This is a genomic window from Curtobacterium poinsettiae (assembly GCF_047226435.1).
In the GTDB taxonomy this organism is placed as follows: domain Bacteria; phylum Actinomycetota; class Actinomycetes; order Actinomycetales; family Microbacteriaceae; genus Curtobacterium; species Curtobacterium poinsettiae.
In genome coordinates, this window is record NZ_CP178434.1 from 349,379 (window position 1) to 374,309 (window position 24,931).

At 70.9% G+C, this 24,931-nt stretch carries 26 protein-coding genes; 13 read left to right on the top strand and 13 right to left on the bottom strand.

Translation table 11 applies throughout. The features are described 5' to 3' along the window. Nucleotides 1-30 precede the first annotated feature (30 nt). Nucleotides 31-942: a LysR family transcriptional regulator gene (locus ACL00U_RS01705; RefSeq protein ID WP_161598078.1), complete on the bottom strand. Its 912-nt coding sequence runs from the start codon at nt 940-942 to the stop codon at nt 31-33. A gap of 48 nt (nt 943-990) precedes the next feature. On the opposite strand from ACL00U_RS01705, the gene ACL00U_RS01710 reads away from it, so the two are divergent. Further along, entirely contained in the window at nt 991-2,280 is a 1,290-nt protein-coding gene (locus ACL00U_RS01710; protein WP_259575594.1) for an MFS transporter, read from the top strand. 99 nt (nt 2,281-2,379) lie between these two features. Next, entirely contained in the window at nt 2,380-2,985 is a 606-nt protein-coding gene (locus ACL00U_RS01715) for a hypothetical protein (RefSeq protein ID WP_140448232.1), read from the top strand. Nucleotides 2,986-3,089: 104 nt separating this feature from the next. Here ACL00U_RS01715 and ACL00U_RS01720 read toward each other — a convergent pair whose 3' ends face one another. After that, entirely contained in the window at nt 3,090-4,004 is a 915-nt protein-coding gene (locus ACL00U_RS01720; RefSeq protein ID WP_017886484.1) for a cation diffusion facilitator family transporter, read from the bottom strand. Nucleotides 4,005-4,169: 165 nt separating this feature from the next. Here ACL00U_RS01720 and ACL00U_RS01725 point away from each other — a divergent pair, with 165 nt between their 5' ends. Then, nucleotides 4,170-4,346 (top strand): DUF4166 domain-containing protein, encoded by a 177-nt coding sequence (locus tag ACL00U_RS01725; protein WP_412874075.1) that lies wholly within the window; start codon nt 4,170-4,172, stop codon nt 4,344-4,346. Between the two features lies 1 nt (nt 4,347). Then, entirely contained in the window at nt 4,348-5,325 is a 978-nt protein-coding gene (locus ACL00U_RS01730; RefSeq protein ID WP_412873741.1) for an epimerase, read from the top strand. Here the strand turns inward: ACL00U_RS01730 and ACL00U_RS01735 are convergent. Next, on the bottom strand, nt 5,294-6,274 hold the full coding sequence (locus ACL00U_RS01735; RefSeq protein ID WP_412873742.1) for an EamA family transporter: 981 nt from the start codon (nt 6,272-6,274) through the stop codon (nt 5,294-5,296). The two genes, ACL00U_RS01730 and ACL00U_RS01735, sit on opposite strands and share 32 nt — an antisense overlap. A 72-nt stretch (nt 6,275-6,346) precedes the next feature. Here ACL00U_RS01735 and ACL00U_RS01740 point away from each other — a divergent pair, with 72 nt between their 5' ends. Further along, nucleotides 6,347-7,261 (top strand): LysR family transcriptional regulator, encoded by a 915-nt coding sequence (locus tag ACL00U_RS01740; protein WP_412873743.1) that lies wholly within the window; start codon nt 6,347-6,349, stop codon nt 7,259-7,261. 82 nt (nt 7,262-7,343) lie between these two features. Here ACL00U_RS01740 and ACL00U_RS01745 read toward each other — a convergent pair whose 3' ends face one another. The 5 genes from ACL00U_RS01745 to ACL00U_RS01765 form a co-directional block, all read right to left on the bottom strand. Next, nucleotides 7,344-8,147, bottom strand: coding sequence for a L,D-transpeptidase family protein (locus tag ACL00U_RS01745; RefSeq protein WP_250894224.1), 804 nt, complete (start codon nt 8,145-8,147; stop codon nt 7,344-7,346). Between the two features lie 2 nt (nt 8,148-8,149). Next, nucleotides 8,150-9,367, bottom strand: a complete 1,218-nt coding sequence (locus tag ACL00U_RS01750; RefSeq protein ID WP_017886478.1) for a hypothetical protein — start codon at nt 9,365-9,367, stop codon at nt 8,150-8,152. A 115-nt stretch (nt 9,368-9,482) separates the two neighbouring features. Then, nucleotides 9,483-10,868: an adenylosuccinate lyase gene (purB, locus tag ACL00U_RS01755; protein ID WP_042538357.1), complete on the bottom strand. Its 1,386-nt coding sequence runs from the start codon at nt 10,866-10,868 to the stop codon at nt 9,483-9,485. Then, nucleotides 10,865-11,377 carry a low molecular weight protein-tyrosine-phosphatase gene (locus ACL00U_RS01760; protein WP_017886476.1) on the bottom strand — a complete coding sequence of 171 codons (513 nt, stop codon included), beginning with the start codon at nt 11,375-11,377 and terminating at the stop codon, nt 10,865-10,867. Before ACL00U_RS01760 ends, purB begins: the two co-directional genes overlap by 4 nt. 47 nt (nt 11,378-11,424) lie before the next feature. Then, complete coding sequence (locus ACL00U_RS01765) at nt 11,425-11,823, bottom strand: phage holin family protein (protein WP_017886475.1); 399 nt, start codon at nt 11,821-11,823, stop codon at nt 11,425-11,427. Between the two features lie 50 nt (nt 11,824-11,873). On the opposite strand from ACL00U_RS01765, the gene ACL00U_RS01770 reads away from it, so the two are divergent. The 5 genes from ACL00U_RS01770 to ACL00U_RS01790 all read left to right on the top strand — a co-directional run bounded on the left by ACL00U_RS01770 (nt 11,874) and on the right by ACL00U_RS01790 (nt 17,590). Beyond that, nucleotides 11,874-12,953, top strand: coding sequence for a histidinol-phosphate transaminase (locus ACL00U_RS01770; protein ID WP_017886474.1), 1,080 nt, complete (start codon nt 11,874-11,876; stop codon nt 12,951-12,953). Nucleotides 12,954-12,976: 23 nt separating this feature from the next. Next, entirely contained in the window at nt 12,977-14,113 is a 1,137-nt protein-coding gene (locus ACL00U_RS01775; protein ID WP_042538360.1) for a thiamine pyrophosphate-dependent dehydrogenase E1 component subunit alpha, read from the top strand. 86 nt (nt 14,114-14,199) lie between these two features. Beyond that, entirely contained in the window at nt 14,200-15,159 is a 960-nt protein-coding gene (locus ACL00U_RS01780) for an alpha-ketoacid dehydrogenase subunit beta (RefSeq protein WP_250891678.1), read from the top strand. A 73-nt stretch (nt 15,160-15,232) separates the two neighbouring features. Then, nucleotides 15,233-16,849, top strand: a complete 1,617-nt coding sequence (locus tag ACL00U_RS01785; RefSeq protein WP_017886471.1) for a dihydrolipoamide acetyltransferase family protein — start codon at nt 15,233-15,235, stop codon at nt 16,847-16,849. 159 nt (nt 16,850-17,008) lie between these two features. Continuing rightward, entirely contained in the window at nt 17,009-17,590 is a 582-nt protein-coding gene (locus ACL00U_RS01790; RefSeq protein WP_056069697.1) for a GNAT family N-acetyltransferase, read from the top strand. Between the two features lie 4 nt (nt 17,591-17,594). On the opposite strand, the gene ACL00U_RS01795 is transcribed toward ACL00U_RS01790, so the two are convergent. From ACL00U_RS01795 to ACL00U_RS01805, 3 genes are all read right to left on the bottom strand, one after another. Continuing rightward, the gene (locus ACL00U_RS01795; RefSeq protein ID WP_017886469.1) at nt 17,595-18,233 is read right to left on the bottom strand and encodes an ABC transporter ATP-binding protein; all 639 of its coding nucleotides are present in this window, start codon (nt 18,231-18,233) and stop codon (nt 17,595-17,597) included. Beyond that, the gene (locus ACL00U_RS01800) at nt 18,230-20,257 is read right to left on the bottom strand and encodes a hypothetical protein (RefSeq protein WP_140448240.1); all 2,028 of its coding nucleotides are present in this window, start codon (nt 20,255-20,257) and stop codon (nt 18,230-18,232) included. The genes ACL00U_RS01795 and ACL00U_RS01800 overlap by 4 nt, the downstream gene beginning before the upstream one ends. 63 nt (nt 20,258-20,320) lie before the next feature. Continuing rightward, nucleotides 20,321-20,713: a lactococcin 972 family bacteriocin gene (locus ACL00U_RS01805; protein ID WP_162243008.1), complete on the bottom strand. Its 393-nt coding sequence runs from the start codon at nt 20,711-20,713 to the stop codon at nt 20,321-20,323. A gap of 206 nt (nt 20,714-20,919) precedes the next feature. On the opposite strand from ACL00U_RS01805, the gene ACL00U_RS01810 reads away from it, so the two are divergent. Beyond that, the gene (locus ACL00U_RS01810) at nt 20,920-21,654 is read left to right on the top strand and encodes a GntR family transcriptional regulator (protein WP_017886466.1); all 735 of its coding nucleotides are present in this window, start codon (nt 20,920-20,922) and stop codon (nt 21,652-21,654) included. Nucleotides 21,655-21,730: 76 nt separating this feature from the next. Here ACL00U_RS01810 and ACL00U_RS01815 read toward each other — a convergent pair whose 3' ends face one another. Both ACL00U_RS01815 and ACL00U_RS01820 read right to left on the bottom strand, forming a co-directional pair. Then, nucleotides 21,731-22,183 (bottom strand): PTS sugar transporter subunit IIA, encoded by a 453-nt coding sequence (locus tag ACL00U_RS01815; protein ID WP_017886465.1) that lies wholly within the window; start codon nt 22,181-22,183, stop codon nt 21,731-21,733. After that, nucleotides 22,180-22,416: a PTS transporter subunit EIIB gene (locus tag ACL00U_RS01820; RefSeq protein WP_017886464.1), complete on the bottom strand. Its 237-nt coding sequence runs from the start codon at nt 22,414-22,416 to the stop codon at nt 22,180-22,182. The genes ACL00U_RS01815 and ACL00U_RS01820 overlap by 4 nt, the downstream gene beginning before the upstream one ends. A gap of 178 nt (nt 22,417-22,594) precedes the next feature. Between ACL00U_RS01820 and ACL00U_RS01825 the strand changes: the two genes are divergently transcribed. Both ACL00U_RS01825 and ACL00U_RS01830 read left to right on the top strand, forming a co-directional pair. Next, complete coding sequence (locus ACL00U_RS01825; protein WP_017886463.1) at nt 22,595-23,863, top strand: PTS transporter subunit EIIC; 1,269 nt, start codon at nt 22,595-22,597, stop codon at nt 23,861-23,863. A 128-nt stretch (nt 23,864-23,991) separates the two neighbouring features. Beyond that, the gene (locus tag ACL00U_RS01830) at nt 23,992-24,906 is read left to right on the top strand and encodes a metal ABC transporter solute-binding protein, Zn/Mn family (RefSeq protein ID WP_017886462.1); all 915 of its coding nucleotides are present in this window, start codon (nt 23,992-23,994) and stop codon (nt 24,904-24,906) included. Nucleotides 24,907-24,931: the final 25 nt, after the last annotated feature.

Consider the following 24,931-nt stretch of genomic DNA (forward strand, 5'->3'; position numbering starts at 1 on the left):
GCTCACGAAGCACACCGAGCGCGCCCAGCGTCACCCCACCCGCGCCGCCACGATGTCGCGCGCCAGCGTCCGGACCGCGCGGCTCGGCTCCGGGGACGTCCGGACCGCCAGGCCGATGCGGAGCGGGTCGACCTCGTCCTCCAGGTCGAGCACCGCCCCGTCGTACCGCACGCCCGAGTCCGGCACGACCCCGACGCCGAGCCCGGCCGAGGCGAACCGGATCACGGCGGGCATGTCGTTCATCTCCGCGACGATGCGCCGACGGATGCCGAGTCGCTCGAGTGCTCCGTCGAGGATGATCCGGTTGCCGAACCCGTGTGCCGTGTCGACGAAGGGCTCGTCGGCGAGTTCGGCCAGCGACACCGACGACCGGCCGGCGAGCGGGTGGTCCGACGCGGTGAACACCCGGAACGGCATCTCCCGCAACGGCTCCACGACGACGCCGGCGGGCACGGTGGGCAGGCCCGTGTAGGCGATGTCGAGCCGCCCGGCGACCAGGTCCTGCACGAGCCCGGTCGTCCCCGACGGCGAGGTCATCAGTTCGACGGCGACGAGCGGGTGCTGGCGTCGGAACCGCTGCAGGACGCCCGTCAGGTCGACGATGTCCATGCTCGTGAAGATGCCCAGCCGCACCCGTCCTCGCAGGTCGGCGTCGTCGGCGGTGGCCAGGTCGCGCATCCGGTCCAGGGACTCGAGCACCGCACGGGCGTGGGGGAGCAGGTCCTCGCCGGCGGGTGTCAGGACGAGCTGTCGGCCGGTGCGGTCGAACAGCCGCACGCCGAAGCTGCGCTCGAGCGAGGCGATGCCCGCGGACACCGTTGACTGCGCGGCCCAGAGCCGTTCGGCGGCGCGGGTGACACTGCCCTCGGCGGCGACGGTGACGAACTGTTCGAGCAGCCGGGTCTCCATCGTCTGAGTATCGAGCAGATCGATCACTGACATCAAGGGCATCCGTTGGACTCGATGCACCGCGCACGCGATCATCAGAGCATGTCAACCGTCACCGAGACCCCGACGGGTACCGTCCCCGCCACCAGCGCCGCGCCCGCATCGGCGAGCGACCGCGTCGTCGCGCCGCGCGGACGCCGTGTCCACACCCGTCGGCGTCACGGCTTCGGCTTCTGGGTCGTCGCGTTCGCGTTCCTCGCGGTGATGGCCTTCGCGACCGTCCCCGCGCCGCTCTACGTCATCTACCAGGCCCGCGACGGGTTCCCGACGTTCACCACGACGGTGATCTTCGCCGCGTACGGGGTGGGGGTCGTCGGGTCGCTGTACCTGGCGGGGCACCTCAGTGACGTGCACGGGCGGCGGCCACTCATCCTGGTGTCGATCGCGCTCGAGCTCGTCGCCGCCGTGCTGTTCCTGCTCTGGAACGACGTCACCGGCCTCATCGTCGCCCGGCTCGTGACCGGCCTCGGCGTCGGGACGCTGACGGCGACCGCGACGGCGCACCTCGGTGAACTCCGGGTCCGGGCGACCGGGTCGAGCGACTCCGCGAAGGGTGCGAGCGTCGCCGCTGGGGCCGTGAACCTCGGTGGGCTGTCGCTCGGCGCCCTGGTCGGTGGAGCCCTCGCCGAGTTCGTCGGGCAGCCGCTCATGGTCCCCTACGTGGTGTTCGTCATCGCGCTGGCGGTCGCGTTCGTGCTGGTGCTCGCCGCACCGGAGACGGTCGACCGCCCCGAGCAGCCCGTGGCCTACCGACCGCAGCGCATGCAGGCTCCCGAGGGGCAGGGTGCCGCGTTCTGGGCCGCCGGGGCAGCCGCCTTCGCCGCACTCGCCGTGCAGGGGCTCTTCACCTCGGTCGCGCCGAGCTTCCTCGGTACCACCTTCCACGTCACCGACCGCCTAGCCGCCGGCGCCACGACCTTCGGGGTCTTCGCCGCGAGCGCGTTGTCGCAGATCGTCTTCGCCCGACTGTCGCAGCGGGCGCAGATCCGGCTCGGCATGGTGCTGCTGGTCGTCGGGCTGGTCGTCCTGGCCGTCGCCGCGGTGCTGCTGCAGGTCGCCGGGTTCATCGGCGGCGGGGTCGTCGCGGGTGCCGGCGTCGGCCTGCTGTTCCGTGCCGCGATCGGCAGTGCCGCAGCACTCGTCGGACCGGAGCGTCGGGGTGGCGTGCTCGCAGCCACGTTCCTCATCGCGTACGCCGGGCTCACCGTGCCGGTCGTGGCCGTCGGGGCAGCGCTGCTGGTGATCCCGACGCTGCCCGTCCTGATCGGGTACGTGGTGCTCGTCGCCGTCCTGGCCGTCGTCGCCGGCACCCGGCTGGCCGCGCGCGCCTGACGGCGGGCGGGCTTGGCGTCCGCCTCCCGCACCCGGAACCGGGTTCCGTCCTCCGTGAGCCGGCCTGGAGGCGCGACCCACCTCCGGCATACTGGGCGCGTGTCCCAGAACCGCAACCGTCCCGTGATCACGGGGATCGCGGCCGTGGTGGCCGCGGGTCTCCTCGCCGGCGGGCTGTTCCTGACGGCACGGCAGGGCGCGGACGACCCGACCATCGACGTCGGCTCGGCCGCGCGGACGCCGAGCGACGCGTCGACCGCCACCGGCGACGGCACCGTCACGATCACCCGCACGGGGCCGGACCTGCCCGGGTCCGCCGCCCTGGCGCGGTGCGACAGCACCACCCAGGCCGCGGTCGCGCAGTACGAGACCCAGGCCCTGGGCCGCGTCACCCTGCAGTGCGGCACCGCGGCCCAGGGGTACGAGCACATCCGGGTGCGCCACACCGCTGACTGGCGCGACGTCGTCACCGGGCACGGCTCGCGCGACTGGGACGACGCCATGCTCACGGCGGTGCAGACCGCGCTCGAGGACCCCCGCCCCGGGTTCCCGCTCGACGCCGGCGACGGCAAGGTCTGCTACGCCGCACCCGTCCGGTTCGACGACGGTTCGCGCCCCGACGACGAGCCCTGGGTGAAGGTGATCGTCTCGGCCACCACCGACCGGGTGATCACGGCGTACCCCACGCGCACCGACGACTGCTGACCCGGCACCCGCGGACACCCGTTCTGCGACAGACCACGCGTCGATCACCTGGTGGATCGTCGCGGAACCGGGGCGCTGACGCCCGCACGCCCGAGCGCGGGACCCTACGCGTGCACCTCGTACTCGTGCCGCCGGTGCGACACCGGCTCCAACTGGAAGGTCGAGTGCTCCACCGGCACGTCGAAGTGCTCCGCCACACACCGCTGCAGCTCGTCGAGGATCGCGGGGGCGTGCGCCGTCGAGAAGCAGTGGTCGTCCACGACCACGTGCGCGGTCAGGTTCGGTACCCCGGTCGCCACGAGCGTCGCGTGCAGGTCGTGCACCGCGATGACGTGGTCGAGCTCGAGGATGTGGCCGCGCACGTCGTCGAGGTCGAGCCCCGGCGGCGTCGACTCGAGCAGCACGTTCGCGGTCTCACGCAGCAGCCGGATCGCCCGCGGCAGGATGAGCAGACCGATCAGGATCGCGGCGACGGAGTCCGCACGCTCCCACCCGGTCAGCATGAGCACGATCGCCGCGATGATGACGGCGACCGACCCGAGTGTGTCGTTGAGGACCTCGAGCCGGGCGGCCCGCGAGGTGAACCCCTCGCCCGATGCCCGCAGCAGCACCGCGTAGGCCACCAGGTTGCCGACGAGGCCGACGATGCCGAACACGAGCAGCGGCCCGGAGTGGATCTCCTCCGGCACGACGAGCCGCTGGGCCGCCGAGATGATCACGTAGACCCCGACGGCGAGCAGGATGGCGGCCTGTGCGGTGGCCCCGAGGACCTCGGCCCGCTGGAAGCCCCAGGTGCGCTGCGCGGTCGGGGACCGGCGGGCGAGCCGCGTCGCGACGAGCCCGATGCCGAGTCCGCCGGTGTCGACGACCATGTGCCCGGCGTCGACGAGCAGCGCGAGCGAACCGGTGACCACGGCGCCGACGACCTCGGCCAGCAGGATGCCCGCCGAGATGCAGAACGCGATGAGCAGGGCGCGCTCCGAGGCGTGCCCGACGCCGTGCCCGTGGTCGTGTCCCATGTGCGACATCGTAGGGATCCGCACCGACGACATGCCAGGATCGAACCGTGAGCCGGTCGCGCTGCGCCTGGTCCCCACGCGTGTGACGGTCCGAGCGCTGGGACGTGAGGTGACCGGGCTCGCAGGCTCGCCCGGCGCGGCCCGCGCAACGCTGGCGCGTTGCCGTTGAGCGGCCCGCGCCCGGCCCTGATCGCACCGCGTGTGACGCTCGTGGAACGATTCGATGACGAAGCCGACCTGCAGCGCGTGTCCCTGGTGCTCGCGGCACCGGTGGTCGGCACGCTGTACCGGTACGAGGGGGCGTTCCGGTACGAGATCGCGCCGGACACAGAACGGGGATGAGATGAGCGACCAGAAGGGCCGCGTCGTGATCGCGGGAGCGAGCGGCTTCGTGGGGCAGTACCTGCGGGACGCCTTCACGGAAGAGGGCTACCAGGTCGTCACGATCGGGCGGACCGGCGACGCCGTGTGGGGCAACACCATGCGCATCCGGGAACTCGTCGACGGCGCCGCCATCGTCGTGAACATGGCGGGCAAGAGCGTCAACTGCCGGTACGGCCGACGCAACCGCGCCGAGATCATGCGCTCGCGGGTGGACACCACGCTCGAGCTCGCCGAGGCCATCCGGACGTCCGAGCACCCGACGCCGCTGTGGTTGAACGCCTCGACCGCGACGATCTACCGGCACGCCGACGACCGCCCGCAGGACGAAGCGACGGGGGAGATCGGCGAGGGGTTCTCGGTCTCGGTGGCGCGCGCGTGGGAGGACGCCTTCTTCGGCGCCGACCTGCCCGGCACCCGTCGTGTGGCACTCCGGATGGCGATCGTGTTCGGCGACGGCAGCGCCCTGCTGCCGCTCCTCCGGCTCGCCCAGGCCGGCCTCGGTGGGCCGCAGTACGACGGGCCGTGGGTGCCGACCCGATCCCGGCTCCGCGCCGGCACCTACCACCACCACCGGCCCACCCACGGTCAGCAGCGGTTCAGCTGGGTGCACATCGCCGACGTCCTCGGGTCGATCCGGTTCCTCCGCGACCACCCGGAGATCGAGGGGCCGGTGAACGTGTCGAGCCCGAACCCGTCCGACAACCGAACCGTCATGGCGACCATCCGCGACGCCGTCGGGCGCCGGTTCGGGGTGCCGACGTTCCGGTGGATGCTCGAGCTCGGGTCGTTCGTGATCCGCACCGAGACCGAACTCGTGCTGAAGAGCCGGTGGGTGGTGCCGACCCGGCTGACCGAGGCCGGCTACGAGTTCCGCTACCCGCACCTGCGTGGGGCGCTCGCCGGGATCATCGCGGAGCGTCGCCAGCACCGGGGCTGAGCACCGGAACCGGGACCCCGTCGATCGGGGCCGGGGCCGGTGCCGGGGCCGCGGCTGGCGCCGGGTACGCTCCCGGCCGTGGCCCGCGGGCCGGGCGCGACGACCACAGCACGGCGGCCACGACGACCGCGCCGGCGAGCACCTCGACCAGGTCGGGCACCTCGCCGAAGGCCGCCCACGACGCGAGCACCCCGACCACCGGCACGAGCATCGAGAACGGTGCGACCGTGCTCGACGGGTAGGCCGCCAGCAGCCGTGACCAGATGCCGTAGCCCACCAGGGTGGCGACGACCACGATGTACAACAGGCCCAGGTCAGCGGGCAGCGCGGCCGCCGTGAACGCCGAACCGAGTGCGGTGCCGATGCGGTCCGGCCCCTCGACCACGAGCGACAGCACAACCATCGGGACCGGTGGCACGACGGACCACCACAGGGTCAGGTGCAGCGGGTTCGCGGCTCCCGCTCGTCGGGTCGCGACGTTGCCGATCGCCCACCCGAGCGCACCGCACAGCGCGAGCACGACGGGCAGCAGCGCGGCGGTCTGCGAGCGGTGCAGGGCGATCGCGGCGAGGGCGGCCACGGCGACGGTGACCCCGACGACCTGCCGTCCGGTCAGCCGCTCGCGCAGGAACACCCCGGCCAGCACCACCGTGAACGGCGCGGAGGCCTGCAGCACCAGCGAGGCGAGCCCCGACGGCATGCCGGACGCCATGCTGAGGTACAGGAACGAGAACTGCAGCACCCCGAGCCCCAGGCCGACGAGCAGCAGTCGCCCGAACGGGATCCGGGGCCGCGGCACGAACAGCAGCGTCGGGACCGCCAGGATCGTGAACCGCAGCGCTGCGAGCAGGAACGGCGGGAAGTGCTCGAGCGCGAGTGCCGTCGCGGGGAAGTTCAGTCCCCAGACCACGGCGACGACGACGGCGAGGAGGCGGTCTCGGGCGGTCATGCTCCTCATCGTCCCGGGCACGACGTTGTAGGTCCATCGAAACCTTCGCGAACCACGATGTAGGGTCCCTGCATGGTCGACTTCGACGTGCAGCTGCTGGCGGTCCTGCGGGAGCTCGCCGAGCGGGGGAGTGTCACCGCCGTCGCCGAGGCCACCCACCGCACACCGAGCGCCGTCTCCCAGCAGCTGCAGACCCTGCAACGGCAGGTCGGGGTCCCGCTGGTCGAACGCGTCGGCCGCGGGGTCCGGCTGACCCCGCACGGCGAGGTGCTCGCCGGCCTGGCGTCCGGGGTCGCGATCGCCATCGCGCGGGTGGACGCCGCCTGGCAGGAGCACCTGGGCGGGACGACCGGACCGGTGTCGCTGGCGATCTTCCCGTCGGCGGCGGAACTGCTGCTGCCCGGCGTGCTCACCCGGATGCAGGCGCACCCGGGCATCGCGTTGACCCTGGTCGACGTGGACGTCAGCGAGGGAGACTTCGCACCGCTCGCGGCGGACCACGACGTGGTCGTCGGGCACCGGTCGGACGGCGTCCGACCGGCCGACCAAGGATCGGTGGAGACCGTCCCGCTGCTCAGGGAGCCCCTCGACGTGGCCCTGCCACCAGGCCACGCCCTGGCCGGCCGCGCGCGCGTGGGCATCGACGAGGTCGTCGGGGAGACGTGGATCGGCGTCCCGGAGGGGTACCCGATCGACCGGGTCCTGCACGCCATGGCCGCGGCGACGGACACCCCGCCGAGCGTCGCGTTCCGCACGATCCACCTGCCGCTCATCGAGAACCTGGTGGCCGCCGGGCACGGCATCGCGCTCGTCCCGCGGTACACGACGGGCACGCGGGCCGCCGGGCGCTTCCACCTGGCGGAACTCGCCGACGTCCGTGCCGGACGCCGCATCGAGGCCCTGGTACGCCCCGACCGTGCCGTCCGTCCCGTGGTGCGCACCGTCCTGGAGGCGCTGGTCGCCGTCGCCCTGGACGTCACCACCTGAGACGGTGGCGCCCACTGCCGGGCGCACGCCGCGCCTCCAGGCCGCCTGTCAGCGCACCTGGAACGTCAGCGAACCTGGAACGTCAGCGCACCTGGAACGGCGTGCCGAGCGGCAGGCGCTCCGCCAGCGCGGTGATGTCGGCGTTGTGCATGCGGATGCAGCCGTGCGAGGCGGCGGTGCCGATGCTCGACGTGTCGTCGGTGCCGTGCAGCCCGATCTGTCCGGGGCCGCCGCCGAACGAGTTGAGCACGTCCGAGAACGCCGTCGTGCCGTACGCGTACGGGCCGTAGCCCTCGTTCGTCGGCGCGAGCAGCTCGGTCAGGGCGAACCGACCGGTCGGCGACGGGGTGCCACCGGTGCCGGTGGCGACGGGGTAGCTGTCGACGACCTTGCCGGCCTTGTACAGGTCGAGGGTGTTCGTCGAACGGGTGACGACGATCGCGTACGGGTCCTCGGACAGGGTGACGGCGCTGGTCGGCACCCAGCCCGTGCTGCCGTTCGGGCGCTGTGCGAGCTGCACCTCGGCCCAGCCGTCCTGCTGGTCGACGACCCGGAGGACGAGCGGGGCTCCGGACGCCTGCGGGTTCTCGAGGGTCTGCGTCGCCGTGCCACCCGCGCTCGCGCTGACCGGGACGGACGCGCCCGTGGCGGCAGCGACCGTGGTGCTGGTCGGGGCGTCGATCCCGTCGACCGGTGCTGCCGAACGGGTCGGCTTCGGCGTCGTCGGGGTGGGGGTCGGTGCGGCGGCGGACCGCGTCGGGGTCGGGGCGGGTGCGGCTGACAGGGGGCCGAGCGCGACGAACGCGACGGCCCCCGCACAGACGACGGCCACGGCGGCGGCGATCACAGTCGCACGCCGCCGTGGCTCGGTCGGGAGGATCGGCAAGATCAGCCCGTGAAGGTCGCCGTTCCGGGCACCGGGACGGCAACCGGAGCCGTGCCCGGGTCACCGGCGGCGGCCGGGTCGGCGATGAAGGAGCCGTCGGCCGAAGCGGTCTGGCTCGAGGATCGGCCTTCGAGCGTGGCGGTGTACGCGCCGGCGCTCACGGCACCCTCGGGCAGGACCACCACGACGACGACGTCGCCCTCATCGTCCGCCACCGAAGCATTGGTGCGGATCGAGTAGGTCTCGCCGCCCTGCGTGACGGTCGCCGCGACGGACTCGTTCGGTGCGAAGCCTGCACCCGTCACCTGGAATCCGGTGAGGGTCTGCGAAACGCGCAAGGACGTCGGCGCGTCGGCGGTCGCGGTGGGCTGCGGCGTGAAGTACGTCGTGGTGTCGTCGACGCGGAGCGCGGAGATCGAACCGCTGGCGTCGGCGGCGAGGGCCTGGCCGTTGACCTCGAGCGGCGAGGCGAGGCTCTTCAGCTCGGTGCCGGGCACCTCGGCGGTCGGAGCCGGAGCGCCGTTCACGGTCGGGGCCGGGGTGGGCTGGTCGGTCGGGGCCGGCGTCTCGGTGGGCTCGGTCGGCGGAGTGGTGATCTCGCCGGCGATGTCGAGGCCGACGTACACGACGTAGCCGACGACCTCGGCGTCCGCGTCACGCAGGTCGGCGGCGAGCTCGGCCGACGACTCGACGTCACCGGTGGAGGGGTCGATCCAGTTCTTGGTGCCGTCGACGCTCGCGCCGCCATCCGTGACGGGCTCGTCGGTGGCGAAGACCACGGACTGCGCGGTGGAGTCGCCGCCTGCCTGCACGGCGAGACCGAACGACGTCGCCCCGGTCGTCGTCATGCTGATGCCGGAAGCGAGGGCCGGGACGGCGCTCGGGGCCACGGGCTTGTTCAGGCCACGGATCAGTGCAACGGCTTCGCCCTCGGAGACCGACAGGCCGTCCTCGTCGATCGTGGCGTGGTCGGTGATCGTGCCACCGCCGCCCACGTCGGTGATGTCCGCCCAGTACCACTGGTCGGTCAGCGGGAACGTGCCGGTCGGCGCGGCCGTGAAGTCGTCGGCCGAGTCGGTCCAGGTGACGATGGCCGAAGCGGAGCCGTCCGTCGACAGGGCGGTCGAGACCGTCGGGACGAGGGCGGCGGAGACGCCGAGCACGGTGGCGCCGACGGCGGCCGCGGTGATGCGAGAACGAAGCACGGTGTGGAGATCCATCCGGTCAGTGGACAGGGTGCATCCACTGCGACGCCCCCCGTGCTGAGATGTACTCAGCAGCTCCAACCTATCGAACCGCTCAGGTTTCCGCATCCCCCAGCTCGCGCCGCCGCGCTCAGACGTCGAGGTGGTCGACCAGCTCGTCCGCCAGGCCCGTGTAGGTCGCCGGCGTCAGGTTGGTCAGCCGGGCCTTCGCGCCGTCCGAGATGTCCAGGCGGTTCACGAAGACGATCAGGTCCTGCTGGCTCACCCGCTTGCCCCGCGTGAGCTCCTTGAGCATCGCGTAGGGGTCCTCGATGTTCGACTGTCCGGCGGTGACCTCGGCGCGGATGACCGTCTGGATGGCCTCGGCGAGGACCTCCCAGTTGTGGTCGAGGTCGTCGGCGAGCTTGGCCTCGTTCACGGCGATCTCGCCCAGACCACGGCGCAGGTTGTCGAGCGCGAGCAGCGAGTGCCCGAACGCGACGCCGATGTTCCGCTGCGTCGTGGAGTCGGTCAGGTCGCGCTGCAGGCGGCTCGTCACGAGCGTCTCGGACAGCGTCGAGAAGATCGCCGACGAGATCTCGAGGTTCGCCTCGGCGTTCTCGAACTTGATCGGGTTGATCTTGTGCGGCATGGTCGACGACCCGGTGGCACCCGCGACGGGGATCTGCGTGAAGTACCCCATCGAGATGTAGGTCCACACGTCGGTCGCCAGGTTGTGCAGGATCCGGTTGGCGTGACGCACCCGGTCGTACAGCTCGGCCTGCCAGTCGTGCGACTCGATCTGCGTGGTGAGCGGGTTCCACGTCAGGCCGAGGCCCTCGACGAACTCGCGGGACAGGGCGGGCCAGTCGGCCTCGGGGTCCGCGGCGAGGTGCGCGGAGAAGGTGCCGGTCGCGCCGGAGAACTTGCCGAGGTACTCGCCGCCCTCGATCTGGGCGAGCACGCGCTCGAGCCGGTAGACGACGACCGCGAGCTCCTTGCCGAGCGTCGTGGGGGTCGCCGGCTGGCCGTGCGTGTGCGAGAGCATCGGCACGCTCCGCAGCTCGACGGCGAGCGTCCGGAGCTTCTCGAGCACGGCCCGGAAGCCGGGGAGCCAGACCTGCTCGACGGTGTCCCGCACGGTGAGCGCGTAGGACAGGTTGTTGACGTCCTCGCTCGTGGCGGCGAAGTGGGTGAGCTCGGCGATCGCGTCGAGCCCGAGCTCGGACAGTCGGCGGCGCACGAAGTACTCGACGGCCTTCACGTCGTGACGGGTCGTCGCCTCGATCTCGGCGAGCTCCGCGATCTGGTCCTGGCCGAAGGTCTCGACGATCCGACGGAGTGCCGCCTTGTCGTCGACGCTGAGCGGCGACGTGGTGAACATGGCGTGGTCGGTCAGGAAGATGAGCCACTCGACCTCGACCACGATGCGCGCGCGGTTGAGGCCGGCCTCGGAGAGGTGCTCGCCCACCGTGTGCACGATCGGGTAGTAGCGCCCGTCGAGCGGGCTGATCGGCTGCGGGGGAAGGGGGGTCATGGGGCTCCCTGACGGACTGCCGGCTCGAGCTGGTGGAAGAGCGCCCGGCAGGCCCGTTCGACGGTCGAGAGCACTCGGTCGAACTCGTGCCGGTCCGCGTAGTACGGGTCCGGCACGTCGGCTTGCTGGGGCCAGGCGGCGTCGTACCGCAACAGGAGCGTCACCTTGGCGGAGTCGTCCATGGTCGGGGCCCACGAACGCAGGATGCGCTCGTGGGAGCGGTCGAGTGCGACCACCAGGTCGAGGTCCGGGAACCGGTCCGGGTCGAACTGACGGGCGCGATGCCTGCTGCCATCGTATCCGCGCGCTGCCAGCGCTGCGATCGTGCGCTCGTCGGCGGGTTCACCCACGTGCCAGTCACCCGTGCCGGCCGACTCCACCTGGAAACGGTCGGCGAGACCGGCGTCCGCGGCGATCTGCGCGAACACGACACCGGCCATGGGGGAGCGGCAGATGTTGCCGCTGCAGACGAACGAGACGCGGAACGGGGCGTCGACGTCCTGGGTCATGAGCACATCATGACGCAGGGCGGGGTCCTCCGCGAGGTCCGCCGACCTCACGCCCGCTGGCGGTTGAGCACCGGCCGGGCGAAGAGCCCGATCAGCCAGGCGAAGACCGCGAGCACGAAGGCACCGACGATGCCCCAGCCGAAGGAGTCGACCTCGAGCCCGAAGCCGAACGCCTCCGAGATGCCGGCGACGATGAGCAACAGGATCGCGTTGACGACGAACGAGATGAGCCCGAGCGTCAGGATGTAGATCGGGAAGGCCACGATCCGGATCAGCGTGCCGATCACGGCGTTCACGAGGCCGAACACGAACGCCACGAGCAGGAAGGTGAGCACGGTCGCGGTGGTCCCGCCGTCACCGAAGGGCGTCACGGAGACGCCGCTGACGATCAGCGTGGTGAGCCAGAGCGCGAGGGCGTTGACGACGAGGCGGACGAGGAATCGCATGCGTCCATGATGCCCTCCGCCACCCGCGCACGGGCCGGTAGCCTGAACCCGTGACCGAGCAGCGTGTGCACATCCGGCCCGAGGTGGCCGTCCTCCCCGCCTACAAGCAGGGACGTCAGGCGTCCGACTCCGCCTTCAAGCTGTCGAGCAACGAGAACCCGTTCCCGCCGCTCCCCGGGGTCGTCCAGGCCGTGCAGGCCCAGACGTCGTTCAACCGCTACCCCGACGCCACCGCCCTCGCCCTGCGCGCCGTGCTGGCCAACCGCTTCGGGCTGACCGCCGAGCAGGTGCACGTCGCCCCGGGCAGCGTGGCGATCCTGCACGAGCTCGCCCGCGCCACCTCGGGCCCCGGTGACGAGATCGTCTACGCCTGGCGTTCGTTCGAGGCCTACCCGGGGGTCGTCACGGTCGCCGGTGCCACGAGCGTGCAGGTGCCGAACCGTGCCGACGGCGGGCACGACCTGGACGCGATGGCCGCTGCCGTCACCGAGCGCACCCGCATGGTGCTCGTCTGCTCACCGAACAACCCGACGGGGCCGATCGTGACCGCCGCGGAGTTCGACGCGTTCATGGCAGCGGTGCCGCAGTCGGTGCTGATCGTGCTCGACGAGGCATACGCCGAGTTCGTGACCGACGAGGCAGCGGTCCACGGCCACCCGCTGCTCGCCGCGCACCCCAACCTCGTGGTCCTCCGCACCTTCTCGAAGGCGTACGGGCTGGCCGGCCTCCGGGTGGGCTACGCGCTCGGTCCGGACTACGTCCTCGACGCCGTCCGTGCCTGCGCCATCCCACTGTCCGTGACCGCCCAGGGCCAGGCTGCAGCGCTCGCCAGCCTGGAACGCGAGGCCGAACTGCTCGAACGCGTGACCGAGATCGCGGCGCTGCGCGACCGGATCGTCGCCGAGCTCCGGGCCCAGGGTTGGGACGTCCCCGACGCCCAGGGCAACTTCCTCTGGCTGCCGACGGGGGACCGCACGGCAACCGCCGCGGCCGCGTTCGAGGACGCCGGGATCATCGTCCGGGCCTTCCCGCCGGAGGGCATCCGCATCTCGATCGGCGAGCACGAAGCTGTGGGAACGCTCCTCGAAACAGCCCGCTCACTTGTGGGGGACCTCCAGGTGGCCGACTAGTGCCTGGCGCTACGCTGGCCCGCATGTCATTCCGCGCCGCGGCTCCCGCGACGACCACCGTCCGGCTCCTCGACCCCCAGGGTCGGTTCGTGGAGACCGACGAGAACGCCGAGTTCGCCGCCGCCGCGCGAGCGATCCCGGACGAGACCCTGCTGGCGATGCACCGCCGCATGGTGCTCACCCGTCGGTTCGACCACGCCGGCCACAACCTGCAGCGCACCGGCCAGCTCGGCCTGTGGGTGCCCAGCCACGGGCAGGAAGCTGCGCAGACCGGCTCCGCCTTCGCCCTTCGCGCCCAGGACCACGTGTTCCCGTCGTACCGCGAGCACGCCGTCACGATGCACCGCGGCGTCGAGCCGATGGAGATCATCGCGATGTACCGCGGGCAGACCCACGGCGGGTGGGACCCGGACCAGCGCGGCAACACGCACATCTCCACCCTGGTGATCGGCTCGCAGACCCTGCACGCCACCGGGTACGCGCTCGGCCAGAAGCTCGACGGCGACGTCGGCACGGGCGACCCGGACCGCGACGCCTGCTCGATCGTCTACTTCGGCGACGGCGCCACCAGCCAGGGCGACGTGAACGAGGCCTTCGTGTTCTCCGCGTCGACCAAGGCGCCGGTCGTCTTCTTCCTGCAGAACAACCACTGGGCCATCTCGGTGCCGGTGTCGGTGCAGTCCCCGACGCCGCTCGTCGACCGCCCGCGCGGCTTCGGGATCCCGAGCGTCCTGATCGACGGCAACGACATCCTCGCGTCCTACACGGCCTCGGTCGTCGCGACCGAGCACGCCCGCAGCGGCCAGGGCCCGGCCTTCATCGAGGCCGACACCTACCGCATCGGTGCGCACACCAGCTCGGACGACCCGAGCCGCTACCGCGCCGACGGGGAGCTCGAGGAGTGGGTCCTCCGCGACCCGATCGTCCGGTCCGAGGCGTACCTGCGCTCGAAGGGCGCGACGGACGAGCAGTTCGCCGCGTTCGACGCAGAGGGCGAGGACATCGCCGCCGACGTCCGCCGCCGAACCGTCGCCCTGACAGCACCGTCCGTCGACGTCATGTTCGACAACGTGTACCGCGAACCGCACCCGCGGATCGCCGAGCAGAAGGCCTGGCTCGCCCAGTACGAGGCCGGCTTCGAAGGGGGCGCCCACGCATGAGCACCACCGAGCAGCTCTTCGACTACACCCTGCGCTCCCACCCGGGCGCCGGCGAGGTCCCGAGCGACCCCACCCCGACCCTGCCGATGGCCAAGGCCCTGAACGCCGGGCTCGCCGCGGCCATGGAAGCGGACGACAAGGTCCTGCTGATGGGCGAGGACATCGGCCAGCTGGGCGGCGTCTTCCGCATCACCGAGGGCCTGCAGGACCGCTTCGGTGCCGAGCGCGTGCGGGACACCCCGCTCGCCGAGGCCGGCATCATCGGCACCGCGATCGGCCTCGCCCTGCGCGGCTACCGCCCAGTCGTCGAGATCCAGTTCGACGGCTTCGTGTGGCCCGGTTTCGACCAGATCACCTCGCAGCTCGCGAAGATGGCGAACCGCCTGCCGGCGCACATGTCGCTGCCCGTCGTCATCCGCATCCCCTACGGCGGCCACATCGGCGCCGTGGAGCACCACCAGGAATCCCCCGAGGCGTACTTCGCGCACACCCCGGGTCTGCGGGTCGTCAGCCCGAGCACCCCGAACGACGCCTACTGGATGATCCAGGAAGCCATCGCGTCCAAGGACCCGGTGATCTTCCTCGAGCCGAAGTCGCGCTACTGGCCCAAGGGCCAGGTGGACCTGGTCGACGGCCACGTCCCGATGCACACCACCCGCGTCGCCCGCACCGGCACCGAGGTCACCCTCGTCGGCCACGGTGCGATGGTCGCCACCCTGATGCAGGCCGCGGACATCGCCGAGGCCGAGGGCACCAGCTGCGAGGTCATCGACCTCCGCTCGATCTCGCCGATCGACTGGGAGCCGCTGGTCGCATCGGTCCGCAAGACCGGTCGCCTGGTCATCGCGCAAGAGGCCTCCGGCTTCGTCAGCGTCGGCAGCGAGATCGCCGCGACCGTCGCCGAGCGGGCGTTCTACACGATGCAGGCACCGCCGCTCCGGGTCTCCGGGTTCGACGTGCCGTTCCCGGTCTCGAAGCTCGAGCACCTGCACCTGCCGGATGCGGACCGCATCCTCGAGGCCGTCGACCGCGCCCTCGCCTACTGACCCGTCCGACCGAGGACCCGTCCGACCGAGGACCCGTCCGACCGAGCTCGACCAGATCCACGAAGGAGCCGTAGTGGCCGCCGCCGAATTCCCCCTGCCCGACGTGGGTGAAGGTCTCACCGAGGCCGAGATCGTGCAGTGGCGCGTCGCGATCGGCGACGAGATCGCCGTCGACCAGGTGCTCGTCGAGATCGAGACCGCGAAGTCGCTCGTCGAGCTGCCGTCGCCGTTCGCCGGCACCGTCACCGGCCTGCTGGTGTCCGAGGGTGACACGGTCGAGGTCGGCAAGCCGATCATCCGCGTCGACTCGGACGCGTCGGTCGCGTCCGGAGCGGCGCTCACGCCCCCTGCCGAGCAGCCCGTCGAGCAGCCTGGAGGCGCGACGCCCGTCGCCCAGACCGCCCCGGTCTCGCCGGTGGTCGCGTCCACCCCTCCGGCCGCCGCCGCCCCGTCGGCCCCGGTCGCGCAGACCCCTCCCGCTCCCGCGGCAGCCGCGGCCCCGGCACCGGTCGCGCCTGCTCCGGCTGCTGCCCCCGCGGCAGCTGCGGCACCCGCGACGCCGGCCCAGCCGGTCGCGGTCGACGCCTCCGTCCACGGGACGGACGAGTCCTCCGGCGCCGTCCTCGTCGGCTACGGCTCGGCGACCTCGTCGCCGTCCCGTCGCAAGCCGGGCGCCCGCCGGGCCGCAGCGCTCGCGGCTGAGGCGAGCCGTGCCTCCAGTGCGGACACCGCGGCGGCGGCCGAAGCCTCCGTCGACCCGGGCGAGGAGCGCACGGCCGAGGCCATCAGCGCTCTCGGGACGGGCTCCGCGCACAAGCAGAGCACGGCGACCAACGTGCTGGCGAAGCCGCCGATCCGGAAGCTCGCGAAGGACCTCGGCGTCGAACTGACCGAGATCGTCGCGACCGGTCTCGCCGGCGAGGTCACCCGCGACGACGTCATCCGGCACGCGAAGCAGGCCAGCGTCTTCCGCAACATCGAGACGCCCGAGTGGGGCGAGGTCCGCAGCGAGACGATCCCGGTCAAGGGCGTCCGCAAGGCCATCGCCACCGCGATGACGACGTCCGCGTTCACGGCACCGCACGTGTCGCTCTTCGTCGACGTCGACGCGACCCACACGATGGAGTTCGTCAAGCGGCTCAAGGCCTCGCCGACGTTCGCCGGCGTGAAGGTCTCACCGCTGCTCATCGTCGCGAAGGCCGTCATCTGGGCCGTCCGCCGCAACCGTTCGGTGAACTCGACCTGGACCGACCGCGAGATCATCGTCCACCACTTCGTGAACCTCGGCATCGCCGCGGCGACCCCCCGCGGGCTCATCGTGCCGAACATCAAGGACGCACAGGACATGTCGCTGCTCGAGCTGGCGCAGGCGCTCGAGGAACTCACCCTGACCGCCCGCGACGGCAAGACGACGCCGAAGCAGATGGCGAACGGCACCGTCTCGATCACGAACATCGGCGTGTTCGGCATGGACACCGGCACCCCGATCCTCAACCCGGGCGAGGTCGCGATCGTCGCCATGGGCACGATCAAGCCGAAGCCGTGGGTCGTCGACGGCGAGGTCCGCTCGCGCATGGTGACGACCATCGGTGCCTCGTTCGACCACCGGGTCGTCGACGGTGACGTGGCCTCCCGCTTCGTGCACGACGTCGCTTCGGTGCTCGAGGAGCCCGCGCTCCTGCTCGACTGAGCGCCGGTCAGCGGCTCTCTCGTCGGTCGTTCCGCTTCGTGAGCAGAAATGGTCGGGTTGCTTCGAGCCACTCGACCATTTCTGTTCCCCATCTGCGGGCTTCCGCAAACGTCGCGTGGTGTTCACACGGATGTCGGGGGTCGGCGGCATGATCAGTGCATGGTCCACCAGCTCCTGACCCCCTCGCAGGAGATCCGAACGGATCGCCTCCTGCTCGCCCCGCTGACGCCGGCCGACATCGACGACGTGCACGCGCTCTTCTCGGACGCCCGCACGTGGCAGCACCTGCCCACCGGACGGCACGTGGCGCGGAGCTCGAGTGTGGACATGGTCCAGCGCAAGATCGGCGGTCGTGCGCGGCACGGCCTCGGGTCGTGGGCTGTCCGCAGCGCCTCGGACCACGCCTTCGTCGGCGTCGGGGGGATCGACATGACCGCCGGCGGGGTCTGGAACCTCGGCTACCGCCTGGCGCCGGCCGCCTGGGGGCAGGGTTTCGCGTCCGAGATCGCGCTCGCTGCCGTCCGTGCCGCCGGCGACACCGCTCCCGACGTCCCGGTGACCGGCCGGGTGCTCACGAACAACCCTGCTTCCGCCGCTGTACTGCGTCGAGCTGGGCTGTCGCTGGTGTGGCAGGGGGCTCCCGCCGCGCAGAACCGTGCGGCCGCCGGCGTCGAGGGGCAGGTCTGGACCGATCGGCTGCTCTCCGACGAGCAGTTCGCCTGGCTCGTCGCCAACGCCTGACCCGTCAGCGAGCGGGTCCACTGAGCGTGATGCTCCGTGCGGCGCGCGCTTCGACCGATGACGAGTGTGTCGCGATCAGGACGGCCGCTCCGTCGGCCGCCAGTTCGTCCAGCAGGTCGAGCACCATCGCGGCGTTGCCGTCGTCGAGGGCACTCGTCGGCTCGTCCGCGAGGATGACCGACGGACGCTTCACCAGGAGCCGTGCCATCGCGACGCGCTGCTGCTCGCCGCCGCTGAGCTCGTGGACCCGGTCGGTTCCGCGTCCGGCCAGACCGACACGTTCCAGGGCCTCACCCGTCCGGAGGCCTCGGTGTCTCCGCCGTCCGTCCGGCAGGCGAACCACGTCGACGTTCGACTGGACCGTCATGTCGGGTACCAACCCGAAGTCCTGGAACAGGTACCCGAGGTGGCGCCGCCGGATCAGTCGTGCTCGCCGCTCGTTCGAGCCTGCCGACTCACCGTTGATCCGGATCGTGCCGCCGTCGAGCGCATCGATGTGCCCGACACAGTCGAGCAGCGTCGACTTCCCGCAGCCGCTCGGCCCGACCAAGCCGACGATCTCACCCCGTGCCACATCGAACGTCAGGTCGTGCCACAGTGCATGGCCTCCGCGACGCTTCGACGCGTTCCGTACCTCGATCATCGTGATCCGTTCCCTCGGTTGCGTGCAGTCCTCCGTGCCGTGACGGCCATGACGACGAGGCTGGTGGCGCTCACCGCCGCGAGTGTCACGAGGGCGAGCGCCGCGGCGACTCCGGCCGACTGCACGACCGGGTCGAGTGCCGATCTGAGCCCGCTTCCGTCCGGCCGTTGCGACCACCAGGTGTTGACGACGGCGATGACGGCGATCGATACCAGGCCGGCTTCGATCGTCAACAGGCCAGCATCGGTGCGGACGGGCGAGACGCCACTGGTGAACTTCGCGAACATCGCGCGGCCGTGACGGCGTCGGTGCGCGATCGTGGCGACCATACCGAGCATGACGCTGACGGCGAGGGTGCTGACCAGGGTGCCCGTCCCGATCGCCACGGTCATCGCTGCATGCCGTGCCTGTTCCGCCGCAGACTGACCCACCGCGACGACCGCGCTGAACTCGGTGCGGAGGCCCGATGCGCCGATCGACCGCTCGGCGGCAGCACGGGATGTGAAGACGACGTCTCCGGTCGACAACCACGATCCGAGTTCATCGGCCGAGAAGACGTCGCCCGGTGTGGGGACGACCACGATCACGGCGTCTTCGAGCCACGCGCGCGACGACGCGTCGTCCGGGTACGAGTAGACCTGCTGACGTGCCAGCGTGCCACCGGTGACGTGCTCGAGGAGGGCCGCGGGTGCGTCCCGCAACTGCCATTCGGTCAAGCCCTCGACGAGCCGCTCGCGGGAGAGGCCACTGTCGGCGGGCATCCACACGGCGATCTCCGCGCCGTCGGTGGTGATGCGGGCCCCGTCCTCGGAACGGACGTCCTGCAGGTCGAGGTAGCCCTGGTCGACGACGAGCGCAGGGACCGTGGACTTCCCGCTGCCACTCGACACCTCGACCGCAGCGGCGAGGAACGCATCACGCCGTTCGAGTGCCCCGCCGGCGAAGTCACCGATGCTGTCCCAGTAGGCCTGCTCCTCGACCGGGCGCGGATCCGGGGTGACCCAGAGCTGGACGGTTTCGCCGGCCGCCCGCAGATCCCGTTCAGCCGTCCCCTGTCGTGCGGTAGTCACCGCGCCGGTCAGTTCGAAGACGGCCGCGACGAGCACCAGCAGCGCGGGCACCCGCGCGATCTGTGCGACGAGCAGGAGCGCGCCCGCTGGTCGAGCGCCTCGCAGTGCGCCGACCAACGGCTGTCGGCACGCGACCACCGTGCCCATCGTGTGCGCGACGACGACCGGTACGAGCAGCCCCACGCAGAACGCGGAGATCGCGACGGCGAGGGTCGCCGCCGAAGCGAGCCCGTTGTAGAACCAGAGCCCGATGGCGGCGACGGGTACCCCGATGGCGGTGACGAGCACGGCGGTCCGGAGCTCAGCCAGTTCCTGGATGACGATGGCGGCTGTGGTGTCTCCGTGCAGTCGGCGGACTGCGCTGCGGCGAGGGGCCCCGACGGTCGTCATCAGACAGAGCGCCACGCATCCCGAGACGAGTGCTCCGACCAGGGCCAGGGTCTGATCCAGGCCGTCGGTGACGCCGATGCGTTGCAGGAGCGGCACGCGCTCCACGCTGACCTCGTACCCGGCGTCGGCCAGTGCGCGCACGGTGGCTCGCTGAGCGTCGTCGTCCCCGAATACCGAGTACGAGCCGGTCGGGTCGAACTGGTCGAGTTCCGACATCGGACGGACGGTGGTGACCATCGACCTCGTGAAGTCCTCGTACCCGTCGAGGAGCCAGCCGGCACCGCGGCTCGAAGGCGCGTCGGTGACGAGCGCCACGCGGCGCGTCGTCGGAGCCGCGCGGTCCGCCACCATCCGCGCGATCGTCGCGTGCTCGGCCTCGGCGACCTGCTCGAGTGCGGTCGCGACCCGCTGGTTCGATCCGGTCTCGGCACCGGCGGCAGCGGTCACCACGGACGAGGCGCCCACGATGCCGGCTTCGCTGACCTGCACCAGGCCGACGAAGCCCAGGACGGAAGCCAGGAGGGGTGGGACGAGGTAGGCGAGCGTCACCGAGCGGATGTTCATGGTCCCCCTTGCGGCGAGCGTGAGCCGGAGCGGACGGTCGCTCGGGACCGCCCGCTCCCGGTCTCAGCAGTTGTGGTAGTACGCCTTGTTGCCGCTGCGTGCCTTCGGTGTCATCGCCATCGCGTACCGGCCGCCTGGCACGTTCGTGACGCGCTTCGACTTCTTGCCGACCGCAGTCGCGCCGTGGCACCGCTTCTCGCGGAAGTAGTTCGACCAGGTGTCGTCCTTGCCGACGCCCCACTGCCAGAAGCTCCCGCCCCCGCCGTCGTTGTTGGTACCGATGCCGCTGGTCTCACCGCTTGCACTCCCGCCGGATGCAGCGACGGCCACTCCGCCGGCTTCCGACCCTGATCCCATGACCTCGAACTGCGCAGCTGAGGCCGCCGTCGCAGTGCCCGTGATCAGGCCGACGGTGAGACCGAGGCCGACGAGCATCTTCGTTCTGGACTTGCGCACGACTGTTTCCTCCCATGTGCCCCCCGATGAGGCTCGACCGATCGTGGCAGCCATGCACAACTGATGTCAAGAATCTGAAATGCATGTGTCACCGAGACCGGGTTGGCTGACGTTGGTCTTCCCGGCCTGACTCGCTACTGTGATGGGGACTGGTCATGTCCGCGCATGACCACCGCCCAGGACCAGCAACGGAGCACGAGGGACGCATGACGAGCCGCATCACCGAGGGTGCCGAACCGAAGCACCAGCAGCTGCGGCGCATCCTGCTCGACCTCGTCACCACGCGGCTGGCTCCCGGTGCTGCGATCCCGTCCGAACGGCAGCTCATCGCCGAGTACGGCGTCTCACGGATCACCGTGCGTGAGGCCCTCGGGCAGCTGGTCAACGAGGGCTACCTGGAGCGCGTCCGTGGCAAGGGCACCTTCGTGGCGCACCGGCCCGTGCAGTCGACGCTGCACCTCGCCTCGTTCACCGAGGAGATGCGGGCGATGGGGCACGAGCCGACCACCGTCGTGCTCGTGCGCGAGGAGCGGGTGCCGCCGGCCGACACTGCGGCGGCCCTGCGGATCGACCCCGACGTGCCGGCCTTCCACGTGAAGCGCCTGCGGATGGCCGACGGTGCGCCGGTCTCGATCGACGACGCCTGGCTCGTGGCCGATGCGTTCCCGGGCCTGCTCGACCACGACCTGTCGGGGTCGGTGTACTCGATCATCGCCACGGAGTACGGCACCCCGATCGACCGCGCGCAGCAGACCGTCGCGGCGAACCCGGCGGCCGACGACGTCGCGACGCTGCTCGGCACGAAGACCGGAGCGCCGGTGCTCGAGTTCGACCGGGTGTCGTACGCGGGGGAGCGGCCCGTGGAGCACACCCGCAGTTGGTACCGCTCGGACCGCTACCGTGTGCAGATGGAGGTCACCGCGACCCCCGCGGTCGCGTAGTCCGCTCAGCAACGCGAAAGCGACTGTGTGCTGCGGGTGTTCCGCAGTACCCAGTCGCTCTGGCGAGGAAGAACGCCTAGACCTCGTACAGGGTGTCGCCGTCGAGCACCGTGGTGCCGACGGTTCCCTGGTCGATGCTGTCCGGCGTCGAACCGAGCACGACGACCGGGCAGATCGGCGAGTACCCGGCAGCCGAGATCACCGAGGGGGTGAACCGGACGACGGGGTCGCCGGCGGTGACGGTGTCGCCCTCGGTCGCGAGGAGCTCGAAGCCCTCGCCGGCGAGCTTCACGGTGTCGATGCCGACGTGCACCAGGACGTCGGCGCCCGCGGCGCCCTGCAGGGCGAACGCGTGCGGGTGCAGCTTCACGATGGTGCCGTCGACGGGGGCCACCGCGGTGACCGCACCCTCGACACCCGTCGGGTCGACCGCGACGCCGGCGCCGACGAGCTGTCCGGCGAACACGGGGTCGGGCACGTCGGCGAGCGCGACGACCGGTCCGCCGAAGGGGGTGCGGACGACGGTCACAGTTCGTCCTGGATGTCCTGCGCGAGGTTGTCGGCGACCGTGCCGACGATGACCTGCCAGCCGGTGCCGCCACCGACGACGGCCTGGGCCCCGGCGGCCTGCAGGGCGGCCTTGTCGACCAGGTCCCCGTCCTCGACCTCGACGCGGAGGCGCGTGATGCAGCCCTCGACCTCTTCGATGTTCTCGGCGCCGCCGAGTGCGGCGATGATGTCGGCTGCCTTGATGTCGGCCATCGTTTCCTCCTCGTTAAGGGTTTGCGTCGCAGGTTGACACCGGACCGCTCTCGGATCAGACTACGGAACTGGTCATGACCGGACAGGACCGGACCTGGCGACACCGCCGAGGTTACCTGCGCTGGCTGCACGACTCAACTCACCCCGACAGCTCCACCCAATGACGAGAGGACCTCCGATGAGCGCCACCACTGCCGCGGATGTGCCGGAGAAGAAGAAGCCGAAGAAGCAGTCACGGCTGTTCGCACAAGCCCAGCGCCTCGGACGGAGCCTGCTCCTGCCGATCGCGGTCATGCCCGCCGCGGGCATCCTGCTCCGCATCGGCCAGCCAGACCTCCTCGGGGCGATCCCCGGCTTCGGCAAGTGGGCCGGAGTCATCTCGGCTGCTGGCAACGGTGTCTTCAACTGGCTGCCGTTGCTCTTCGCGGTGGGCATCGCGATCGGCTGGGCGAAGAAGTCGGACGGCACCACCGCCCTCGCCGCGGTCGTCGGCTACATGGTCATGTTCGAGGTCTGGAAGGTGATGTCGCCGATCGTCCTCGACGGCGTGAAGGACGCCAACGGCGACCAGGCGATGATCAACTTCGGGGTGCTCGGCGGCATCGTGATGGGGCTCGTCTCCGCGGTCATGTGGGAGAAGTTCCACCGTACGAAGATGCCCGACTTCCTGGGGTTCTTCTCGGGCCGCCGCCTCGTCCCCATCCTCACCGCGGTCGCGGGTCTCGTCATCGCCGTCGCGATGTCGTTCGTCTACCGCTACTTCGACATCGCGCTGACCGCGGCGGGGACGGCCGTGGCCGACAACGCCGTCATCGGCGGCGGCATCTTCGGCTTCGTGAACCGCATGCTCATCCCGATCGGGCTGCACCAGCTGCTCAACTTCTTCCCGTGGTTCCAGCTCGGCAGCTTCACGGGCGCGGACGGCGTGATCTACCACGGCGACATCGCTCGGTTCCTCAACGGCGACCCGACCGCCGGCATCTTCCAGACCGGCTTCTTCCCGATCATGATGTTCGCGCTGCCCGCCGGTGCCCTGGCGATCTGGCGCAACGCCAAGCCGCAGAACCGCAAGCTCGTCGGCGGCATCATGATCTCCGCCGCACTGACCTCGTTCGTGACGGGCATCACCGAGCCGCTCGAGTACTCGTTCATGTTCGTCGCGTTCCCGCTCTACGTGATCCACGCGGTGCTCACGGGTACGTCCCTCGCCCTGGTGAACGCCCTGGGGATCCACGACGGCTTCTCGTTCTCGGCCGGTGCGATCGACTACGTGCTGAACTTCGGCAAGGCGGACGGTGCGATCTGGCTCATCCCGATCGGCCTCGGCTACGCGGTCGTCTACTACTTCCTGTTCAGTTTCGTGATCAAGAAGTGGAACCTCCGCACGCCCGGGCGTGAAGAGGACACGATCGCCGAGAACACGATCGACGCGGCCACCAAGCCGTAGACGCGAGCGTCTCCGAAACGGGAGGCCCGGTGCCAGCTGGCACCGGGCCTCCCGTCCGTCTCGCGGTCGCGCTGAGAGCCCTCATAGCGGTTTTGACAATCGTTATCAGTAGGCGTTAGCGTCGTGCCATGCACAACCGCCTCCTCGCCCTCCCGCTCGTCGCCGGCGCCGCCGCGCTCGCCCTGACCGGGTGCGCCACCTCATCTGCCTCGGGGGAGGCCACCAGCAGCGACGGCACGATCAACGTCGTCGCCTCCACGAACGTCTACGGCTCGATCGTCAAGAGCATCGGTGGCGACGCCGTCACCGTCACGAGCATCCTGAGTGACCCGTCGCAGGACCCGCACTCCTTCGAGTCGAGTGCCCGCACGCAGCTCTCCGTGTCGAAGGCCGACCTGCTCATCGAGAACGGTGGCGGCTACGACGACTTCATGACGACGCTCGCGAACGCCTCGGACACCAAGGCCGACACGATCAACGTCGTGAAGCTCTCCGGCCTCGACAAGGGCGGGAGTGCCGAGTTCAACGAGCACGTCTTCTACAGCTACCCCACGATGGTGAAGCTGGTCGAGGCGGTCACGAAGGACCTCAGCGCACTCGACGAGAGCGGCAAGGACGCGTTCCAGAAGAACGCCGCCACGCTCACCACCAAGCTCCAGGACCTCGAGTCCCAGACCGACGCCGTCAAGAAGCAGGACGCCGGCGACAAGGTGGCGTACACCGAGCCGGTGCCCGGGTACCTGTTCGACGCGATGGGCCTCGAGAACGAGACCCCGCCCGCCTTCTCCGAGGCCATCGAGGAAGGCGACGACGTCCCGCCGGCGGCCCTCCGCGACACCCTCGCGCTGTTCACCGGCAAGCGCGTGCAGCTCCTCGCCTACAACAACCAGGCGTCGAGCCCCGAGACCGAACAGGTCCAGAAGGCCGCCGAGCAGAACGACATCCCCGTCGTCGGTGTCACGGAGACGCTCCCCAAGGGGCAGGATTACGTCTCGTGGCAGCAGGCGAACATCGACGCGGTGAAGGCAGCGCTCCAGAAGTGACGACCTCGACCGCAGCAGCGGCGAC

Coding starts and splice junctions, on each gene's coding strand:
- ACL00U_RS01705 (WP_161598078.1), bottom strand. CDS start 942: ATGTCAGTGATCGATCTGCTCGATACTCAGACGATGGAGACCCGGCTG.
- ACL00U_RS01710 (WP_259575594.1), top strand. CDS start 991: ATGTCAACCGTCACCGAGACCCCGACGGGTACCGTCCCCGCCACCAGC.
- ACL00U_RS01720 (WP_017886484.1), bottom strand. CDS start 4,004: ATGGGACACGACCACGGGCACGGCGTCGGGCACGCCTCGGAGCGCGCC.
- ACL00U_RS01730 (WP_412873741.1), top strand. CDS start 4,348: ATGAGCGACCAGAAGGGCCGCGTCGTGATCGCGGGAGCGAGCGGCTTC.
- ACL00U_RS01735 (WP_412873742.1), bottom strand. CDS start 6,274: ATGACCGCCCGAGACCGCCTCCTCGCCGTCGTCGTCGCCGTGGTCTGG.
- ACL00U_RS01740 (WP_412873743.1), top strand. CDS start 6,347: ATGGTCGACTTCGACGTGCAGCTGCTGGCGGTCCTGCGGGAGCTCGCC.
- ACL00U_RS01750 (WP_017886478.1), bottom strand. CDS start 9,367: ATGGATCTCCACACCGTGCTTCGTTCTCGCATCACCGCGGCCGCCGTC.
- purB (WP_042538357.1), bottom strand. CDS start 10,868: ATGACCCCCCTTCCCCCGCAGCCGATCAGCCCGCTCGACGGGCGCTAC.
- ACL00U_RS01760 (WP_017886476.1), bottom strand. CDS start 11,377: ATGACCCAGGACGTCGACGCCCCGTTCCGCGTCTCGTTCGTCTGCAGC.
- ACL00U_RS01765 (WP_017886475.1), bottom strand. CDS start 11,823: ATGCGATTCCTCGTCCGCCTCGTCGTCAACGCCCTCGCGCTCTGGCTC.
- ACL00U_RS01775 (WP_042538360.1), top strand. CDS start 12,977: ATGTCATTCCGCGCCGCGGCTCCCGCGACGACCACCGTCCGGCTCCTC.
- ACL00U_RS01780 (WP_250891678.1), top strand. CDS start 14,200: ATGGCCAAGGCCCTGAACGCCGGGCTCGCCGCGGCCATGGAAGCGGAC.
- ACL00U_RS01790 (WP_056069697.1), top strand. CDS start 17,009: ATGGTCCACCAGCTCCTGACCCCCTCGCAGGAGATCCGAACGGATCGC.
- ACL00U_RS01795 (WP_017886469.1), bottom strand. CDS start 18,233: ATGATCGAGGTACGGAACGCGTCGAAGCGTCGCGGAGGCCATGCACTG.
- ACL00U_RS01800 (WP_140448240.1), bottom strand. CDS start 20,257: ATGAACATCCGCTCGGTGACGCTCGCCTACCTCGTCCCACCCCTCCTG.
- ACL00U_RS01810 (WP_017886466.1), top strand. CDS start 20,920: ATGACGAGCCGCATCACCGAGGGTGCCGAACCGAAGCACCAGCAGCTG.
- ACL00U_RS01820 (WP_017886464.1), bottom strand. CDS start 22,416: ATGGCCGACATCAAGGCAGCCGACATCATCGCCGCACTCGGCGGCGCC.
- ACL00U_RS01825 (WP_017886463.1), top strand. CDS start 22,595: ATGAGCGCCACCACTGCCGCGGATGTGCCGGAGAAGAAGAAGCCGAAG.
- ACL00U_RS01830 (WP_017886462.1), top strand. CDS start 23,992: ATGCACAACCGCCTCCTCGCCCTCCCGCTCGTCGCCGGCGCCGCCGCG.